General features: G+C 73.6%; 14 protein-coding genes and 1 pseudogene. 5 read left to right on the top strand and 10 right to left on the bottom strand.

The window, feature by feature from the left end:
- Positions 1-120: 120 nt before the first annotated feature.
- The 3 genes and pseudogenes from murC to IPT68_RS34335 form a co-directional block, all read left to right on the top strand.
- A complete protein-coding gene (gene murC, locus IPT68_RS28410; RefSeq protein WP_189698697.1) occupies positions 121-1,512 on the top strand; it encodes a UDP-N-acetylmuramate--L-alanine ligase in 1,392 nt (463 codons plus the stop codon).
- A 13-nt stretch (positions 1,513-1,525) separates the two neighbouring features.
- Positions 1,526-1,933, top strand: a complete 408-nt coding sequence (gene msrB, locus IPT68_RS28415; protein ID WP_189698698.1) for a peptide-methionine (R)-S-oxide reductase MsrB — start codon at positions 1,526-1,528, stop codon at positions 1,931-1,933.
- 183 nt (positions 1,934-2,116) lie between these two features.
- Positions 2,117-2,392 (top strand): annotated as a pseudogene (locus tag IPT68_RS34335) (monooxygenase); the annotation flags it as partial.
- A 53-nt stretch (positions 2,393-2,445) separates the two neighbouring features.
- Here IPT68_RS34335 and meaB read toward each other — a convergent pair.
- The 10 genes from meaB to IPT68_RS28465 form a co-directional block, all read right to left on the bottom strand.
- On the bottom strand, positions 2,446-3,444 hold the full coding sequence (gene meaB / locus IPT68_RS28420) for a methylmalonyl Co-A mutase-associated GTPase MeaB (protein WP_189698699.1): 999 nt from the start codon (positions 3,442-3,444) through the stop codon (positions 2,446-2,448).
- Positions 3,441-5,615 (bottom strand): methylmalonyl-CoA mutase, encoded by a 2,175-nt coding sequence (scpA, locus tag IPT68_RS28425; protein ID WP_189698700.1) that lies wholly within the window; start codon positions 5,613-5,615, stop codon positions 3,441-3,443. The genes meaB and scpA overlap by 4 nt, the downstream gene beginning before the upstream one ends.
- Entirely contained in the window at positions 5,615-7,417 is a 1,803-nt protein-coding gene (locus tag IPT68_RS28430; protein WP_189698701.1) for a methylmalonyl-CoA mutase subunit beta, read from the bottom strand. Before IPT68_RS28430 ends, scpA begins: the two co-directional genes overlap by 1 nt.
- A 97-nt stretch (positions 7,418-7,514) precedes the next feature.
- Complete coding sequence (locus IPT68_RS28435) at positions 7,515-8,282, bottom strand: GntR family transcriptional regulator (RefSeq protein ID WP_373300596.1); 768 nt, start codon at positions 8,280-8,282, stop codon at positions 7,515-7,517.
- Positions 8,283-8,293: 11 nt separating this feature from the next.
- Positions 8,294-9,295, bottom strand: a complete 1,002-nt coding sequence (locus tag IPT68_RS28440) for a proline racemase family protein (RefSeq protein WP_189698703.1) — start codon at positions 9,293-9,295, stop codon at positions 8,294-8,296.
- A 12-nt stretch (positions 9,296-9,307) separates the two neighbouring features.
- Positions 9,308-10,204, bottom strand: a complete 897-nt coding sequence (locus IPT68_RS28445) for a dihydrodipicolinate synthase family protein (protein ID WP_189698704.1) — start codon at positions 10,202-10,204, stop codon at positions 9,308-9,310.
- Positions 10,194-11,633, bottom strand: a complete 1,440-nt coding sequence (locus tag IPT68_RS28450) for an NAD(P)/FAD-dependent oxidoreductase (RefSeq protein WP_194074017.1) — start codon at positions 11,631-11,633, stop codon at positions 10,194-10,196. Before IPT68_RS28450 ends, IPT68_RS28445 begins: the two co-directional genes overlap by 11 nt.
- A complete protein-coding gene (locus tag IPT68_RS28455) occupies positions 11,626-11,925 on the bottom strand; it encodes a (2Fe-2S)-binding protein (protein ID WP_189698707.1) in 300 nt (99 codons plus the stop codon). Before IPT68_RS28455 ends, IPT68_RS28450 begins: the two co-directional genes overlap by 8 nt.
- 46 nt (positions 11,926-11,971) lie before the next feature.
- A complete protein-coding gene (locus tag IPT68_RS28460; RefSeq protein ID WP_189698708.1) occupies positions 11,972-13,150 on the bottom strand; it encodes an NAD(P)/FAD-dependent oxidoreductase in 1,179 nt (392 codons plus the stop codon).
- Between the two features lie 128 nt (positions 13,151-13,278).
- Positions 13,279-14,211, bottom strand: a complete 933-nt coding sequence (locus tag IPT68_RS28465; RefSeq protein WP_189698709.1) for an undecaprenyl-diphosphate phosphatase — start codon at positions 14,209-14,211, stop codon at positions 13,279-13,281.
- Positions 14,212-14,496: 285 nt separating this feature from the next.
- Here IPT68_RS28465 and IPT68_RS28470 point away from each other — a divergent pair, with 285 nt between their 5' ends.
- Together IPT68_RS28470 and IPT68_RS28475 are read left to right on the top strand one after the other, a co-directional pair.
- Positions 14,497-15,747, top strand: coding sequence for a PP2C family protein-serine/threonine phosphatase (locus IPT68_RS28470; protein WP_228039965.1), 1,251 nt, complete (start codon positions 14,497-14,499; stop codon positions 15,745-15,747).
- A 224-nt stretch (positions 15,748-15,971) separates the two neighbouring features.
- Positions 15,972-16,679 (top strand): response regulator transcription factor, encoded by a 708-nt coding sequence (locus IPT68_RS28475; protein WP_189698710.1) that lies wholly within the window; start codon positions 15,972-15,974, stop codon positions 16,677-16,679.
- The last annotated feature ends 3 nt before the right edge of the window (positions 16,680-16,682 follow it).

The raw sequence follows: 16,682 nt of genomic DNA on the forward strand, positions 1-16,682 counted from the left end.
GACCCGCGTGTCCGCACCGCCCCCCTTACGAGGCGCCCCGCGCGGCACGGAATAGGCTGGGGCCGCGCTCTCCCACCGGGGACGCGCTGATCGTCGTACCGGATCTTGGGGAGAACACGCATGGCACCCGGCCTTCCTACCGCCATGGACCGACCGCACTTCATCGGCATCGGTGGGGCCGGGATGTCCGGTATCGCCAAGATCCTGGCGCAGCGGGGGGCCAAGGTCGCCGGCAGTGACGCCAAGGAGTCGGCGACCGTGGAGGCGCTGCGGGCGTTCGGCGCCACCGTGCACATCGGGCATGCTGCGGAGCACCTCGCGGACGACGCCAGCTGTGTCGTGGTGTCGTCGGCGATCCGCGCCGACAACCCCGAGCTGGCCCGCGCGGCCGAGCTGGGCATCCCGGTCGTGCACCGGTCCGACGCCCTGGCCGCCCTGATGGAGGGTCTGCGGCCGATCGCGGTCGCCGGGACGCACGGCAAGACCACGACCACCTCGATGCTCGCCGTGTCGCTGTCCGAGCTGGGGCTGCGGCCGTCGTACGCGATCGGCGGCGACCTCGACGCGCCCGGCTCCAACGCGCTGCACGGCGAGGGCGACATCTTCGTGGCCGAGGCGGACGAGAGCGACCGCAGCTTCCACAAGTACGCGCCCGAGGTCGCGATCGTGCTCAACGTGGAGCTCGACCACCACGCCAACTACGCGTCGATGGACGAGATCTACGAGTCCTTCGAGACCTTCGTCGGCCGGATCGTGCCCGGCGGCACCCTGGTCGTCTCGGCCGACCACGAGGGCGCGCGGGAGCTGACGCGGCGGGTTTCGGTCTCCGGTGTGCGGGTCGTCACGTACGGCGCGGCGGAGGACGCCGACGTGCGCGTGCTGTCGGTCGTGCCGCAGGGGCTGAGGAGCGAGGTCACCGTGGCGCTGGAGGGCCGGGAGCTCACCTTCCAGGTCTCCGTCCCCGGCCGGCACTACGCCCACAACGCGGTCGCCGCCCTCGCCTCCGGCGTCGCCCTCGGCATCCCGGCCGAGGAGCTGGCCCCTGCGCTGGCCGCGTACACCGGGGTGAAGCGGCGGCTGCAGCTGACGGGCGAGGCGGCCGGGGTGCAGGTGATCGACTCCTACGCCCACCACCCGACCGAGATGACCGCGGACCTGGAGGCGATGCGGGCGGCGGCGGGCGATGCGCGGATCCTGGTGGTCTTCCAGCCCCACCTGTTCTCGCGGACGCAGGAGCTGGGCAAGGAGATGGGCCAGTCCCTGGCCCTCGCCGACGCCTCGATGGTGCTGGACATCTACCCGGCTCGCGAGGACCCGGTCCCGGGGGTGACCAGCGAGCTGATCATCGACGCCGCCCGGGCCGCGGGCGCCGACGTGACGGCGGTGCACGACAAGGGCGAGGTGCCCGAGGTGGTGGCGGGAATGACCGGACCCGGCGATCTGGTTCTCACCATGGGCGCGGGCGACGTCACCGACCTCGGACCGCGCATTCTGGACCGCCTGTCGAAGTAAGGGGCTGAGACCCATGTCGTACGACGTCGAGAAGCCGGACGAGCAGTGGCGCGCGGAACTGACGCCGGCCGAGTACGCCGTGCTGCGCCAGGCCGCGACCGAGCCCGCGTTCACGGGTGAGTACACCGACACCAAGACCAAGGGCGTGTACTCCTGCCGGGCCTGCGGCTCCGAGCTGTTCACCTCGGACACGAAGTTCGAGTCGCACTGCGGCTGGCCGTCCTTCTACGACCCCAAGGACAGCGACGCGGTCGAGCTGGTGGAGGACCGCTCGTACGGCATGGTGCGCACCGAGGTCCGGTGTGCGCGGTGTGGCTCCCACCTCGGGCATGTGTTCGAGGGTGAGGGGTATCCGACCCCGACGGACCAGCGGTACTGCATCAACAGCATCTCGCTGAGGCTGGAGCAGGACGAGGGCTGACGCCGCCTCGCCGCAGCGCGCCCGCCGGGACCCTGAAACAGCCGAAACGCGGTCAAGCCGCCCGGCCGAGCGGGATACTGGTCCCTTCGCGTGACGTGGCGACCAGGCGGATCGGTGGATTCTGCGACAGGAACGGGCCGTCGGGGAGAGGGCGGCGGCCGGGGCGGGCGGCATGCGGTGGTCGTGGGCGGGAGCCTCGCGGGGCTCCTCGCGGCGCACGTCCTGGCCGGGCACGCCGACCGGGTGACCGTCGTCGAGCGCGACCGGTTCCCGGACGGCGGCAAGCCGCGGCCCGGCGTCCCACAGGGCCGGCACCCGCACGTCCTGCTGGAGGGCGGGCAGGTGGCCCTGGAATCGCTGCTGCCGGGCTTCCTGGCGGAGCTGCGGGCGGCGGGGGCGCCGCGGGTGGGCATGCCGTCGGACCTCGTACTCTGGCAGGACGGCCCCTGGTTCCGACGGCGTCTCGTTGCGGCCGGCTCCGGACGAGGGCTGAGGGGCCGCCGGGACCCGCCTCAGCCGGGCGGTGCGTCGCCCGCGTGCCCCTCGAACGCCCGCAGGATCCCCTCCGCCGCCAGCGACGCCGTCAACTCGCCCGACCTCACCCGCTGTTCGAGGTCCGGTGCGACGGCGCGTACGGCCGGGTGGGCGCGCAGGCGGCCCAGCAGCTCGTCGCGGACCATCGTCCAGGTCCAGTCGACCTGCTGGTCACGGCGCTTGGCGGCCAGCCGGCCGGTGGAGTCGAGGAGCGTGCGGTGCTGTTCGAGGCGCTCCCAGACGGTGTCGAGTCCGGTCGACTCGCGGGCGCTGCAGTGCAGCACCGGCGGCGTCCAGAAGGCGTCCTTGCCGTGCATCAGCCGCAGCGCGCCCGACAACTCACGTGCCGCCGCCCGCGCGTCGCGCTCGTGCGGGCCGTCCGCCTTGTTGACGGCGATCACGTCGGCCAGCTCCAGGACGCCCTTCTTGATGCCCTGCAGCTGGTCGCCGGTGCGGGCGAGGGTGAGCAGCAGGAACGAGTCGACCATGTCGGCGACGGCGGTCTCCGACTGGCCCACGCCCACCGTCTCGACGAGGACCACGTCGTATCCCGCCGCCTCCATCACCACGATCGACTCGCGGGTCGCCTTGGCGACCCCGCCGAGGGTGCCGGCCGTGGGGGAGGGGCGCACGAAGGCCGCGGGGTCCACGGCGAGGCGCTCCATCCTGGTCTTGTCGCCCAGGATCGAGCCGCCCGTCCGGTTCGACGACGGGTCCACGGCGAGGACGGCGACGCGGTGGCCCAGGCCGGTCAGCATCGTGCCGAACGCGTCGATGAACGTCGACTTGCCGACACCCGGGACCCCGCTGACGCCGATCCGCCGCGCCTTCCCGCTGTGCGGCAGCAGCTCGGTCAGCAACTGCTGGGCCGACACCCGGTGTTGCGGCCGGGTGGACTCCACCAGCGTGATCGCGCGTGCCACGACCGCCCGCTTCCCGTCGAGCACGCCCTTCACATACGCGTCAACGTCGATCACAGCTCGTGCCCGAGGCCGGCCGACAGCCGCTTCACCAGGTCGTGGGCCGCGTCCGGAATCACCGTCCCGGGCGGGAAGACGGCCGCCGCGCCCATCTCCAGCAGGGTCGGCACGTCCTGCGGGGGGATCACCCCGCCGACGACGATCATGATGTCCTCGCGGCCCTCCTCGGCCAGCGCCTCGCGCAGCGCCGGGACGAGCGTGAGGTGACCGGCGGCCAGCGACGACACCCCGACGATGTGCACGTCCGCCTCGACGGCCTGGCGGGCCACCTCGGCCGGGGTCTGGAACAGCGGGCCGACGTCCACGTCGAAGCCCAGGTCGGCGAAGGCGGAGGCGATCACCTTCTGGCCGCGGTCGTGGCCGTCCTGGCCCATCTTGGCGACGAGGATGCGCGGACGGCGGCCCTCGGCCTCCGCGAAGGCGTCCACCAGGGCGCGGGTGCGGTCCACGGACGGGGACTCGCCGGCTTCGTTGCGGTACACGCCGGAGATCGTACGGATCTGGCTCGCGTGCCGCCCGTACACCTTCTCCAGGGCGTCCGAGATCTCCCCGACGGTCGCCTTCGCGCGGGCCGCGTGCACCGCCAGCTCCAGCAGGTTGCCGTCACCGCCGGCGGCCCGGGTCAGCGCGTCCAGGGCGTCCCGGCAGGCGGTCTCGTCCCGTTCCTCGCGCAGCCGCCGCAGCTTCTCGATCTGCTGGGCGCGCACCGAGGAGTTGTCGACCTTGAGCACCTCGATCTGCTCGTCGCTGTCGACCCGGTACTTGTTCACGCCGATCACCGGCTGCCGCCCGGAGTCGATGCGGGCCTGGGTGCGGGCCGCGGCCTCCTCCACGCGCAGCTTGGGGATGCCGGCGTCGATGGCCTGCGCCATGCCGCCCGCCTGCTCGACCTCCTGGATGTGCTGCCAGGCGCGGCGGGCGAGGTCGTACGTCAGCTTCTCGACGTAGGCGCTGCCGCCCCACGGGTCGATGACCCGCGTCGTGCCGGACTCCTGCTGGATGAGCAGCTGGGTGTTGCGGGCGATCCGCGCCGAGAAGTCCGTCGGCAGCGCGAGCGCCTCGTCGAGGGCGTTGGTGTGCAGCGACTGGGTGTGGCCCTGGGTGGCCGCCATCGCCTCCACGCACGTGCGCGTGACGTTGTTGAACACGTCCTGCGCGGTCAGCGACCAACCGGAGGTCTGCGAATGGGTGCGCAGGGAGAGGGACTTGGCGTTCTGCGGATCGAACTGCTTCACCAGCTTCGCCCACAGCAGGCGGGCCGCGCGGAGTTTGGCGATCTCCATGAAGAAGTTCATGCCGATCGCCCAGAAGAACGACAGCCGGGGCGCGAACGCGTCCACGTCCAGGCCCGCCGCCCGCCCCGCCCGGATGTACTCCACGCCGTCGGCGAGGGTGTACGCCAGTTCCAGGTCGGCCGTCGCGCCCGCTTCCTGGATGTGGTAGCCGGAGATGGAGATGGAGTTGTAGCGGGGCATCCGCTGCGAGGTGAAGGCGAAGATGTCGGAGATGATCCGCATCGACGGCTTCGGCGGATAGATGTAGGTGTTGCGGACCATGAACTCCTTGAGGATGTCGTTCTGGATGGTCCCCGCCAGCTTCTCCGGCGGTACTCCCTGCTCCTCGGCGGCGACGATGTACAGCGCCAGCACCGGCAGCACCGCGCCGTTCATCGTCATCGACACGGTCATCCGGTCCAACGGGATCCCGTCGAACAGCTGCCGCATGTCGTAGATCGAGTCGATCGCCACGCCCGCCATGCCGACGTCGCCGGTCACGCGCGGATGGTCGCTGTCGTACCCGCGGTGCGTGGGCAGGTCGAAGGCGACCGACAGGCCCTTCTGTCCGGCCGCCAAATTGCGCCGGTAGAAGGCGTTGGACTCCTCGGCGGTGGAGAAGCCCGCGTACTGGCGGATGGTCCAGGGCTGGTTGACGTACATCGTCGGGTAGGGCCCGCGCACGTACGGAGCCATGCCCGGGTAGGTGTCCAGGAAGTCCAGGCCCTCCAGGTCCTGCCCGGTGTAGAGCGGCTTGACGGCGATGCCCTCCGGGGTCTCCCAGAGCAGGTCGTCACCGCCGGCCGCCTTCTTCACCGCCGTGCGCCACTCGTCGGTGCCGCCGCCGGTGGCCGGGGTTCCCAGCTCGATCCCGGAGAAGTCGGGGACGGACATCAGGACACTCCCATCCGGTCGAGGGTCGCGGAGAGCACGGCGACCGCGTCGCAGCCCGCGAAGACGTAGTCGTCGACACCCGCGTACTGCCCCGGCCGTCCCGCGAGGAACACATGGGCGGCGCCCGCCGCCGTCAGCTCGCGGGCGCGGGCCTCGGCCTGCTCCGCATACAGCGCGTCACTGGAGCAGAGGCAGACCTCGTTCGCCCCGCTGTCCTCGAACGTGCCCTCGCTGACGGGCTCGATGCCGCCCGCCTGGAAGAGGTTCCCGGCGAAGGCGGCGCGCGCGGTGTGAGCGGCGGCCGGGCCGAGGGTGGCCAGGAAGATCCGGGGGCGGGAGCCCGTCGCGGCGAGGTGGGCGTCCGAGCGGGCGCGCAGGGCCTCGAACGCGTCGTCGCGGCGCACGCGGGGCAGGCCGCCGGTGGGCGGCTCGGGCGCGGGCTCGCGGACGACGGGCTTCTCGGACAGGTACGGGAACTCGCTGACGCCGGTGACGGGTTCGCGCCGCTTGGCCAGCCGCGCGCTGCGAGCCGCCCAGGTCTCGGCGAGCCGCTCGCGGACCGTCCCCGAGCGCAGCGCGGCTTCCTGACCGCCCGCGCGCTCGATGGTGCGGAAGAACTCCCAGGCGGCGTGAGCGAGTTCGTCCGTCAGCCGCTCCACGTACCAGGAGCCGCCCGCCGGGTCGATCACCCGGGACAGGTGCGACTCCTCGATCAGGATCGCGGAGGTGTTGCGGGCGATGCGGCGCGCGAACGCGTCCGGCAGGCCCAGCGCGTGGTCGAACGGCAGCACGGTCACGGCGTCGGCGCCGCCGACACCGGCGGCCAGCGTGGCCACCGTGGTGCGCAGCATGTTCACCCACGGGTCGCGGCGCGTCATCATCACCGGCGAGGTCACGACGTGCTGCACCTGGGCGCCGGGCCCGCCGCACACCTCGGCGACCCGCGCCCACAGCCGGCGCGCCGCCCGCAGCTTGGCGATCGTCAGGAACTGGTCGGCGGTGGCCGCGTACCGGAACTCCATCTGTCCGCAGGCCTGTTCGACGCTCAGACCGGCCTCGGTCAGCGCCCGCAGATACGCGACACCGGTCGCCAGGGAGCACCCCAGCTCCTGCGCGGCCGAGCCGCCGGCCTCGTGGTAGGGCAGCGCGTCCACGGTGAGCGCGCGCAGCCCCGGGTACTCGTCGGCGCACCGGCGCGCGAGCCCGGCCACGACCGAGACGTCGTACGACTGTCCCGTGCGCGCCTCGAGGCCCAGCGGGTCGGCGCCCAGGTTGCCGCGCGCCGCCTCACCGGCCACGCCCCGCTCCTCGTACAGCCGCAGCAGCTCCCGCGCCGCGTCCTCGGCCTCGCGTCCGGCGTCCAGGACGACCGGCGCCAGGTCGAGGTGGACGCCGTCGAGCACCTGGCCGAGGGAGGACACCGGCACGCCGCCCTCGCCGGCGACCAGCCACAGCGAGGTGACGCCGTTCTCCAGGTCGGCGAGCACCGCGCCGCCGTCGACGGTCGCGTGCCGCTGCCGTACGTCCCAGCCGCCGAGCGTGTTCCCCTCGGCCCGGGCGCCACGTACGAAGGGCGCGAAACCGGGGAAGCCGGGCTCGGGCGCGGCGTCGTGGGCGGTGTACAGGGGCCGGACACGGAGTCCGTCCTCCAGCGTGGTGGTCAGGGCGTCCTCGGCGGCCGCGTCCTCGACGTCCTTGCCCGACTTGCGCAGTACGCCCGCCACAAGGCGCTGCCACTGCTCACGGGTCGCGTCGGAGAACTCGGCGGCCAGAGTAAGCCCGTCGTCGGGCAGGACCGTCATGCTCGGATGCTAGGCCAGGTGGACAAAGGAGCAGCAGAGGGCACGGCTGTGACCTTGCCCTCGCCGGGTGGACCTTGATGCGGCGACGGACTCCGTACTACGCCGGGGTGTGACCGCCCTCACGCGGGCTTCCCGGGCGGCCCGCGAGGTCCGGTGCCGGTGCGGTTGCCGGTCCGGGCACGGGGCGCGGTGCCGCCCACAGGCCGCGGACATGGCCCAGATGGCGGGTCATGACGGCGTGCACGGCCTGCTCGTCGCGGGCGAGCAGGGCGTCGAGGAGTTCCAGGTGCTCCTCGGCGGACGCCTGGAGGCGGCCCTGCTCGGCGAGCGCCGTCAGGCCGTAGAGACGGGCGCGGCGGCGCAGGTCGCGGACCACCTCGACCAGGTGCTCGTTGCCCGCGAGGGCCAGGAGCCCGAGGTGGAAGCGCAGGTCGGCCTCGACGTAGGCGATCAGGTCGCCGGCCGCGGCAGCGGTGACGATCTCCTCGGCGACCGGGCGCAGCGCGGCCGGCGCGGCTGGGTCGGCGGTGCGGGCCAGCCGGGCCGTGGTGGGGATCTCGATCAGCGCGCGGACGTGGGTGTACTCGTCGAGCTGCTTGTCGGAGACGGCCGTGACCCGGAAGCCCTTGTTGGGCACCGTGTCGACCAGGCCCTCCTTGGCCAGGTCCAGCATCGCCTCGCGCACCGGCGTCGCGGACACCCCGAAGCGGGCGGCGAGCGCGGGCGCCGAGTGGACCTCGCCGGGGCGCAGCTCACCGGCGATCAGCGCGGCGCGCAGGGCGTCGGCGACGCGCTCGCGGTAGCTGCTCCTCCTGCCGCCGAGCATGGGCAGGCCGGGACTCGGCGCGGTCGTGGGGTTCCTCATCGAAGCCATCCTCACAGAACGAACCCGGCGGGGAAGGGGTCGTCGGGGTCCAGCAGGTACTGGGCCGTACCCGTGATCCACGCCCGGCCGGTGAAGCTGGGCAGCACCGCCGGGAGCCCGGCCACCTCCGTCGTGCCGAGCAGGCGGCCCGTGAAGTGGGTGCCGATGAAGGACTCGTTGACGAACTCGGTGTGCAACGGCAGCTCACTACGGGCGTGCAGTTGCGCCATGCGCGCGCTGGTGCCCGTACCGCAGGGGGAGCGGTCGAACCAGCCGGGGTGGATCGCCATCGCGTGGCGCGAGTGGCGGGCGGTGGCGTCCGGGGCGAGCAGATGCACGTGGTGCAGGCCGTGGATCGACGGGTCCTCGGGGTGGACCGGCTCCCGCTCGGCGTTGACGGCCTCCATCAGCGCCAGACCCGCCTGAAGCATGTCGTCCTTGCGGGCCCGGTCGAACGGCAGACCGAACTCCGCCAGCGGCAGGATGGCGTAGAAGTTGCCGCCGTAGGCCAGGTCGTAGGTCACCGTGCGCCCGTCGGCGAGCGTGGCCCTGCGGTCCAGACCGACGGCGAAGGACGGGACGTTGCGCAGGGTGACGTGCCTGGCCGCGCCGCCCTCGACCGCGACCTCGGCGACCACGAGACCGGCCGGGGTGTCGAGACGGACGGTGGTGACCGGCTCGGTGACCTCGACCATGCCGGTCTCCACCAGCACCGTCGCCACGCCGATCGTGCCGTGCCCGCACATCGGCAGATAGCCGGAGACCTCGATGAAGACGACGCCCCAGTCGCAGTCGGGCCGGGTGGGCGGCTGGAGGATCGCGCCGCTCATCGCCGCGTGGCCGCGCGGCTCGTTCATCAGCAGCCGCTTGACGTCGTCGCGGTGTTCACGGAAGTACAGCCGCCGCTCGTTCATCGTCGCGCCGGGGATGGCGCCGATCCCGCCGGTGATCACGCGGGTGGGCATGCCCTCGGTGTGCGAGTCGACGGCGTGCAGGACGAGTGTGCTGCGCACGAGCGACCTCCCTCACGCCAGTCCCGCGGCGACGGCCTTCTCCGTCGCCGCCCGTACGGCCGCCTCCTGTTCCGGCGCCAGCGGCATCCGCGGAGGCCGGCACGGGCCGCCGTACCGTCCGACGATGTCCATCGACAGCTTGATGGCCTGCACGAACTCCACGCGCGAGTCCCAGCGCAGCAGCGGGTGCAGCTGCTGGTACAGGGGCAGCGCGGTCTCCAGGTCGCCGGCCGCCGCGGCCCGGTACAGCTCGACCGAGGCCTTCGGCAGGGCGTTCGGATACCCGGCCACCCAGCCCTTCGCGCCCGCGATCGCCAGTTCCAGTGCGACGTCGTCGGCGCCGATCAGCAGGTCCAGTTCCGGGGCGAGTTCGGCGATGCGGTACGCGCGCCGGACGTCGCCGGAGAACTCCTTGACGCCCTGGATCAGTCCCTCGCCGTGCAGCCTTCCCAGCAGTTCCGGCACGAGGTCGACCTTGGTGTCGACCGGGTTGTTGTACGCCACGACGGGCAGGCCCGCCCGGGCGACCTCGGCGTAGTGCGCGAGGACGGACCGCTCGTCGGCGCGGTAGGCGTTGGGCGGCAGCAGCATCACCGCGGCACAGCCCGCCTCCCTCGCCTGCTCGGCCCAGCGCCGGGCCTCGGCCGCACCGTACGCGGCGACCCCGGGCATCACCCGCTCGCCGCCGACCGCGGCGACGGCGGTCTCGACGACCCGGGCGCGCTCCTCGGGGGTGAGCACCTGGTACTCGCCGAGCGAGCCGTTCGGCACGACGCCGTCGCAGCCGTTCGCCACCAGCCAGGCGCAGTGCTCGGCGAACGCGTCGAGGTCCACGGCCAGATCGGCGGTGAGCGGCAGCGCGGTGGCGACGAGGACGCCGCGCCAGGGGCGGTGCTGTTCAGTCGTCATGGGAGTCCTTCCCGTCCGGTGCGTCCAGGGGTGGTCCGGTCCGAGCGTCGGGGCCCTGCCCGGCCAGTACGTCCAGGGGGACGGGCCGGGCGAACGGTGTGCCGGCCGGGGTCGGCGGGCAGCCGGCGAGCGCGGCGACGGCGGGAGCGCACATCCGGCCCTGGCACCAGCCCATCCCGGCGCGGGTCAGCAGCTTGACGGTCCGTACGTCGCCGGCGCCGAGCTCGCCGACGGCGGCCCGCACCGCGGAGGCCGGGACCTCCTCGCAGCGGCAGACCAGGGTGTCGCCGGTGATCCGCTCGGCCCAGTGCGCGGGCGGCGCGTACACGGCGTCGAGCGCCGCGGAGAAGGCGCGCAGTGCCGCCCGGCTCCGCGCCGCGGCCCACGTCCGCGCCTCGGACCTCCGGCCGGTCAGCCGTGCGGCGGCGGAGCGGCCCGCGATGTGCCCCTCGGCGAGCGCGAGGTCGGCGCCGCCGACGCCGGTGGCCTCGCCCGCCGCCCACACGCCGGGCACGTCGGTGCGCTGCTCGTCGTCCACCCGCACGGCGACCCCGTCGAGGCGGCAGCCCAGGGTGGCGGCGAGGTCGGTGTGCGGCAGCATGCCGTGCCCGACGGCGAGCGTGCCGCAGGCGATACGGCGCCGGGTGCCCGGACGGACGCGGCCCCCCGCGTCCAGGGCGGCGACCGTGACGGCGTCCAGCCGCTCGCCGCCGTGCGCCTCCACCACCACGTGGCCGACCAGCACGGGGACGCGGTGGCGCAGGAGCCGCGCCGCGTGTCCCGCGCCCTCGGCGAGCTTGGCCGGCAGCGCGGACAGGACGCGGGCGTGGCGTGCCAGGGTTTTCGGGTCGGCGGACTCGACCAGCGCGGCGACGCGCGCGCCCGCCGCGGCCAGCCCGGTCGCGACGGGCAGCAGCAGCGGTCCGGTCCCGGCGACGACGACGGTGCGTCCGGGCAGCACGAGGCCGCCCTTGAGCATGGCCTGGGCGCCGCCCGCGGTGACCACGCCGGGCAGGGTCCAGCCGGGGAACGGCAGCACCTTCTCGTAGCCGCCGGTGGCGAGGACGACGGCGTCGGCGTCCACCGTCACGCCGTCCTCCTGGGCAGGGCCGAGCAGCGCGTGCACGGTGAAGCCGTCGGTGTGCCTCTCCACGCACCAGACGTGATGGTCCGCCAGGTGCGTGACGCCGCCCGCCGCGAGCTGCCGGTCCAGGCCGGTGCGCAGCCGCCGCCAGGTGCGCCGGTGGTGGTGCGGCGCCTGCGAGCGGCGGGCGGCGAGCCCGGCTGCGGGCTGCCGGTAGAACTGGCCGCCGGCCTGCGGGGCGGAGTCGACCAGGGTGACCCGTACGCCCGAGGCGGCCGCCGCCAGTGCCGCCGCGAGCCCCGCCGGGCCCGCGCCGATCACGGCGAGACGGGGCCGGTCAGCCATCGTGTCCCGTCCCTTCCTGCGTACGGATCGCGTCGCCCGGCCGTACCGGGACCAGACAGGCGCGTTGATTCGGGCGGCCGTTGACGGTCACCAGGCAGTCGAAGCAGACGCCGATCCCGCAGAACACCCCCCGGGGCCGCCCGGCACCGCGCGTCCTGCGCCAGGAGATCACGCCGGCCGCCCACAGCGCGGCGGCGACGGTCTGGCCGGGCAGCGCGTCGATCTCACGGCCGTCGAAGGTGACCGTGAAGGCGGGACCGGGACGGGCGCCGGCCAACTCCTTGGCGTTCACGGGGCGTTCCCCCGGAAGGACCGACAAGGCGTGCGCGCGCACGGCGTCACGAGGTCTCCTCTTCGCGGCGGTCGCAGCGGTCGAAGTGGTCGAAGCGGTCGGGGCGGAAGGGCGCCAGGTCCAGGTCCGGGACCTGTCCGGTCAGCGCCTGGGCGATCAGGTGCCCGGTGCCGGTCGCCAGGCCGATGCCCGCGCCCTCGTGACCGCACGCGTGCAGCAGGCCCGGCACGCGCGGGTCGGGGCCGATGGCGGGCAGGTGGTCGGGCAGATACGGGCGGAAACCGACGTACGTCCGCATGGCCCGCACCCGCCCGAGGAACGGGAACAACCGGACCGCGCCCGCCGCCAGCGCCCGGACCACCGGCAGCGAGAACGACCGGTCGAAGCCGACGCGTTCACGGCTCGCACCGATCAGCACCGGGCCGGCCGCCGTGCCCTCGACGACCGGTGAGGTCTGCAGGGCCGCCGAGTCGCTGGCCACGTCGGCCACGTAGTCGGCGGCGTACACCTTGTGCCGCACCAGACGCGGCAATGGCTCGGTGACCAGCACGAACCCGCGGCGGGGGAGGACGGGCAGGCCGACCCCCGCCAGGGCGGCGACCTCGCCGCCCCAGGTCCCGGCGGCGTTCACGACGGCCGGCGCGTGAATATCGCCCCGGTCGGTGCGTACGCCGCGCACGGCGCCGTCCGGGCCGCGCAGGACGCCGGTCACGGTGCGTCCGGTCTCCAGCCCGGCGCCGGAGGCCCGCACGAGGCGCGCGGCGGCGAGGGCGGGCATGACCTGGGCGTCCTGCGGATAGTGCACGCCGCCCGGGAGACCGGGCGCCAGGTGCGGCTCCAGTTCCGCGAGCTCCCGCTCGCCGACGGGCACGGCGTCGACGCCGGCGGCCCGCTGACCGGTCGCGAACTCCTCCAGGGCGGTCAGGCCCTCCGGTGACGAGGCGACGACCACGCCGCCCTTCGGCTCGTACTCGACCGCCGCCCCGAACTCCCGCGCGAGCTCCGCCCACAGCCGGGCGGACAGCAGGGCCAGTTCCAGCTCGGGGCCGGGTTCCTTGTCGGAGACGAGGACGTTGCCCTCACCGGCGCCGGTGGTGCCGCCGGAGACGGGTCCCCGGTCGACCAAGGTGACGGCCAGGCCCGCCCGCGCCGCGTGGAAGGCGCAGGCGGCGCCCACCATTCCGGCTCCCACTACCACGACGTCGCAGGTCAGCGGCTTGGTCACGGCAGTAATATGTCACATGGCGCATCGCCGCGGAATACCTCCGACAGGAGGTGCCGCGCGCGCTGCGTCATTCATCCGGCCCGATCGGCGGCCTTTTCGTTCACCCGGCCCATCGCGAAGTGCCGGATTCACCCGGCCGATTCGGCGGCGTGCGGGCTGATCACTCCGAAGGCCACCAGGGCGATGATCACCACGCCCAGGGCGATGCGGTAGTGCACGAACGGCATGAAGCTCTTGGTCTCGATGAATTTCATGAACCAGGCGATCACCGCGTATCCCACCCCGAACGCGATGAGCGTGGCCAGGACCGTGGGACCCCAGGTGACGTGGCCCTCGGTGGCGTGCCGCAGTTCGAACAGGCCGGAGGCCAGGACGGCCGGAATGGCGAGCAGGAAGCAGTAGCGGGCGGCGGCCGCGCGGGTGTAGCCCATGAACAGGCCACCGCTGGTGGTGGCGCCGGAGCGGGAGACGCCCGGAATCAGGGCCAGGGCCTGGCACAGGCCGTAGATCAAGCCGTCCTTGACGCTGAGGTCGTGCAGGGTCTTGCCCGGGACCCTGGTGGTGGGAGGCGCGAGTGCGCCGGGTGCGCCGACGGCGGCGGAGGGGCTCGGCACGGCCACCTGGTCGGCGGCCTCCCGTTCGGCGCGGGCGGCGAGGCGGTCGGCTACGCCCAGCACCAGGCCCATGGCGATGAGCATGGTGGCGGTCAGCCGCAGATCACGGAACGGGCCCTCGATCTGGTCCTTGAACGTGACGCCGAGGACGCCGATCGGGATCGAGCCGATGATCAGCATCCAGCCCAGCCGGGCGTCCTGGTCCTCGCGCATCGTGCGGTCCCTCAGGGAGCGGCACCAGGCCGAGACGATCCGGGCGATGTCGGAACGGAAATAGATCAGCACCGCCGTTTCCGTGCCGATCTGCGTGATCGCCGTGAAGGCCGCGCCGGGATCCCGCCAGCCGGAGAAGGCGGCCACGAGGCGCAGATGCGCGCTGGACGAGATGGGCAGGAACTCGGTCAGTCCCTGGACCAGACCGAGAATGACGGATTCGAACCAGCTCATGGGGCGTATGCCGTTCCGGGGAGTCGATGTCCGAGGAAAAAGGAGACGCAAGCGTATCCAAGGCGTCCGAGGGTGTGCGGGGGCGGCGCCGCGGTGCGGGGAATGACGGTGGGGATCAACAGGAAGATGGCGCTTGCGTGAATTCACCGTGATTTTGCCGGCGGGTCGGATCAATCCGGGGGGACGGGCGTCGCGCGGCGGTCCGTACGGACACCTTGGGCAACCCGTGTTCACCCGATGAACGTCACCGATATGTCGGTTTACCACCCGTTTAAGGTGTTATGTGTGGCGCGATGGCTCCAGTCGATCCGCAGGTCTCCGACGGTCGGTGTCGTCGGCGGCACGAACACGACCGCACCGGGGTCCGGCGTGCCGTCGCGGCTGACGGCGCTGCGGTCGACCGTGGCCCGGATCGGGACGACGCTCGACGAGGAGACCACCTGCGTCGAGCTCACCAAGGTGGCCGCCGAGCACACCGCGTGCACCGCGGCGATCATGCGGCGCGGTGGGGAGGAGGGCGAGGTGCGGTTCGAGGCGGTCAGCGGCGACCCCACCCTGCTGCCGGACCGCGAGTGGGCCGTGGCGACGGCCTGCCGGGACAGCCGGTCGGGGTCGGCCCGGCGCGGCACCGCGCTCTGCGTGCCGCTCGCCACCGGTGAGGAACGCTTCGGCGCCCTCGTGTGCGTCCGGCGCGACGGGCCGTTCACCCCGTCCGAGGTCGAGATGCTGGCGCTGCTCGCCGAGCGGGCCGCCTCGCACATCCGGCACGCCCGGGAGCACGACCGGATGAGCCGGATCGTCGGCGACCTCCAGCGGGCGCTGCTCGCCGAGCCCGGCCGGCCGCACCCCAACCTGGACGTCGCCATCCGCTACCTGCCTGTGGGCCGGCGGGCCGGCGCCCTGGTCGGCGGCGACTGGTGCGAGACCGTGCGGCTGCACTTCGGACGGACCCTGCTCGTCGTCGGCGACGTGATGGGGCACGGCCTGGAGGCCGCCGTCGACATGACCGCGTACCGCTCCGCCCTGCGCTACATCGCCTCCGCCGACCTTCCGCCGCACCGCGTGCTGCGCCAGCTCGACGACATCGCCTCCAGCGAGTCCGACCGTCGGCCGGCCACCTGTCTGATCGCCCGTGTCGATCCGGTGCGCGGCCAGATCACGCTGGCCGGCGCCGGCCATCTGCCACCCGCGGTGATCGACGGGCGCGGCGACACGTCCCTGCTGCCGCTGCCGGTCGGGCCGCCGCTGGGCACGGGGCTCGGCGGGTACGAGCCCGCGACGTACCGGGTGGACACCGACCAGACGCTCCTGCTGTTCACCGACGGGCTCGTCGAGCACCGCGGCGAGGACATCGACGAGTCCCTCAACCGGCTGGCCCGGCTCCGCTTCAACGCCTCGGAGAGCGTGGAGTCCATCATCGACACCGTCCTCGCCGACCTCGACGCGCGCCACGCGGAGGACGACGTGGCCGTCCTGGCGTCCCGGGTGCGGCACCGGCGACGGCCGGAGGAACTCGGAGCGGCACTCGGCGTCTGAACGCAGCGGGGCGGTGGGGGCGGGGTGCGACGCCGGTCGGCGTCACAACGCTCGCGGCCGGTGGGGGCGGGGGTCCGACGCCGGTGGCGGCACGCAGGTTTTCGCACCCCTGGGCCGACCGTCGGCGGGGTCCCGGCGCCGCCGCCCGGCAGCGGTTCCTTACGGAACCGGGACATCCGTGGCCGGCGGCCCCGTTCCCGCGCGGGTGATGCGAGGCTGACGGCATGGAACAGCAGCCGTACGGGGCCCGGGTATTGGTCGTCGACGACGACCCGACGGTCGCCGAGGTCGTCTCCGGGTATCTCGACCGGGCCGGCTACGTCGTGGACCGGGCCGGTGACGGCCCCGGCGCGCTGGCGCGGGCCGCCGCGCACCGGCCCGACCTCGTCGTCCTGGACCTGATGCTGCCCGGCATGGACGGCCTGGAGGTGTGCCGGCGGATACGGGTGCACGGGCCCGTGCCGGTGATCATGCTCACCGCGCGCGGGGACGAGGAGGACCGGATCCTCGGTTTGGAGGTCGGCGCCGACGACTACGTCACCAAGCCCTTCAGCCCCCGTGAGCTGGTGCTGCGGGTGGAGTCCGTGCTGCGCCGGTCCCGGCCCGCCCCGCAGCCCCCGGGCACCCTGGGCGCCGCCGGGCTCACGGTCGACCCGGCCGCCCGGCGCGCCGCCAAGAACGGGACCGAACTCGCCCTGACCATCCGCGAGTTCGACCTGCTCGCGTTCCTGCTGCGGCACCCGGGGCGGGCGTTCGGCCGGGAGGAGCTGATGCGTGAGGTGTGGGGGTGGGACTTCGGCGACCTGTCGACGGTGACCGTCCATGTGCGGCGGCTGCGCGGCAAGGTGGAGGACGATCCGGCCCGGCCGCGGTTCATCCAGACCGTGTGGGGCGTCGGCTACCGCTTCGACGCGGGCGACGGGGAGGCCTGAACC

It is taken from the genome of Streptomyces chromofuscus, from assembly GCF_015160875.1.
GTDB lineage: Bacteria > Actinomycetota > Actinomycetes > Streptomycetales > Streptomycetaceae > Streptomyces > Streptomyces chromofuscus.